This is a genomic window from Terrabacter sp. GCM10028922 (assembly GCF_042666095.1).
GTDB lineage: Bacteria > Actinomycetota > Actinomycetes > Actinomycetales > Dermatophilaceae > Terrabacter.
This window is the reverse complement of record NZ_JBHTFG010000035.1, coordinates 1-2,077: the sequence shown is the minus strand read 5'-3', so window position 1 is coordinate 2,077 and position 2,077 is coordinate 1. Positions and strand designations below refer to the sequence as shown.

2 protein-coding genes are annotated in these 2,077 nt (G+C 66.3%); both read left to right on the top strand.

Annotated elements, in window-relative coordinates:
• Window positions 1-233 precede the first annotated feature (233 nt).
• Window positions 234-515: a hypothetical protein gene (locus ACFQU3_RS22585; RefSeq protein WP_385914021.1), complete on the top strand. Its 282-nt coding sequence runs from the start codon at window positions 234-236 to the stop codon at window positions 513-515.
• Window positions 516-1,750: 1,235 nt separating this feature from the next.
• Window positions 1,751-2,077: hypothetical protein (locus tag ACFQU3_RS22580; RefSeq protein WP_385912744.1), on the top strand; the 327-nt coding region annotated here is incomplete at its 3' end.

Below are 2,077 nucleotides of genomic sequence, written 5' to 3'. Positions count from 1 at the left end.
AGCGGCCCGACATCACCTCGTGGAAGTCTGCCCTTCGCGCAGGAATGGCGTCACAGGCCAGGTAGGCGCGCTTAATCGGCGATGCGAGCCGATCTGCAGACCGGTTCGTGACCGTCCGGTCGGTGGCAGATCGCGGCTCCGTCGCAGGGAGCAGATCCTCGGCACCAAGCGGGACGCGCCGCTCCTCTGCGCGACAGGACGGCCATACGGAGCGCCTAAAGAGGAGATAACCCATGCCAGAAGGCACCCCTCACGTTCAGGGGACAGATGATCCCGCACCGCCGCCGCGGCACGACCTCGTCGACGATCAGCTGCTCGAGGAGATCGAGCTCCTTGTTGACGTGATCACCCGAGTCGCCGAGCACGCCGGGTACCTGTCAACTGACGAGGTGGACTCCGTCCTGGGCCTGCCTAGCGTTGCCCACAGAGCCTTCCGTGTCCCGGAGGACAAAGATGCCTTCGCCCTGCACGCCGTAGACCTAACAGGCGCCAGCGCCGTTGGGGGCTGTCCTTGAACGTGTGGCCGTAATCGGACGGCCGCGGCCTCCATCCCGTCAACGCGCCTGGCCTTCATCGTGGCTGGGCTGCCGCCCGATAGCCCGTCGCATCCCGCATCATCCACGAGGCAGACATGGTGGCCATCGGACCCGGCCTTGGCGACGAAGACCAGCTCTTTGCCACGGCCGTTAGCAGGGGTCTGTGCACCCGCTCGGGCGGCATCTCATCAGGGACGAGGAGTGTCACTCGTCGGTTGTAGGTGCCGTCGTGCAGAACCTCAGCGCCTCGTCCTCGGGCACGATCCAAGCTCTGCGCGGAGTGCTCACACTGGGCGGTGTCACCTGGCGCGATGCGTCTTTTCGCCGGGAGCTGGGCGCAACCCCTTGGGCCGGTGTGCTGGATGCGGTTGCTATCCCGTGATTGCGGCGGACGCCGTCGATGGGGTGATCGCGAGGTGCGGTTGGCTATGCGGCATCGCGGGGCAGGGATGCGGGTGGCGTTGGCCTCGATGCTCCTGCACCTGCCGGCGGCTGGTGGTCAGCATGTCGCAGTAGCGCGTACCGTTTCGTGGATGCGCGGGATCCCCGTCGGGACCATTGCTGTCGTCATTGCCATGTCCGCGTGCTCGTCGACGCCGGATTCGGAGCCGATGGAGCGCACGTCGGTTGGCGGCCAAGTGGTCACTGTCGGGGCCTCCGGTATGGACATTGAGTCGCGCCTCACGACACCTACAACGACCTCGGAACGCGACGGCTCGTTCGTAGACACCTTCACGGTTGACCCCTCGACCCCCGACCAGCACTTCGCAGTGAGGACGCGCCACACCCCGGGCTCTCGGGCCGCGGGCGACGTCAAATGCTGGATCAGCGTGGACGGGCGATTGGTCTCGGAGAACGCCGACAGCGGAGAATTCGCTATCGCGTCTTGTTCTTGTTAAACGCGGGCGGCACCCGGTCCGGTGGTCGCGAATCCCACCACGGTCGGCGGCTACCAGATCACCGGGTTGTTTGTCATCGTGGTCACGACTCTCCAGGCCTTCGGCCCAAGGTGAAGGGAGCGTCATACCGCCGTTGCCCTCGCGCACGGTTTCACCCACATGCCGATGAGCGCTCATTCGGTTCGCACTCGTCGCAGCACGGGATATTCCGCTCGACCACGAGCCGCTTGGTCACGGTTGCCGCACACTACGGTGCGGTCCGGCAGCGCTCCGGCGCGTCCCCATCTAGCCTGACCCGTCAGGGAGGGGGTGGTGATGGGAACGACTCAGACCGTAGGGCGGACGGCGCTGCAGGTTGCCCTCATCGGTGCCGGCGTGGCCATCGTTGGCTACGTGGTGCTGCTGGTCTTCGTCGGCTTGGCCATGCAGGAACCGGACCGTCACATGACTGTGGTCAACACGAGCGGCCGGCCGTTGCTCATCGAGCGCGCCGCCGAACCCCTTCCCGGCGCAACACGGCAACGCATGCTGGTGTGGCGCAGCACGGGATGGGAGATCAACCGTCAGTGCGAGCAGGACCAGCTGGTGGCTCGCGACCTGCAAGGCGCAGTCGTCGCCAGCCGCGACAGCGCCTGCGGATCG

Coding starts and splice junctions, on each gene's coding strand:
- ACFQU3_RS22585 (WP_385914021.1), top strand. CDS start 234: ATGCCAGAAGGCACCCCTCACGTTCAGGGGACAGATGATCCCGCACCG.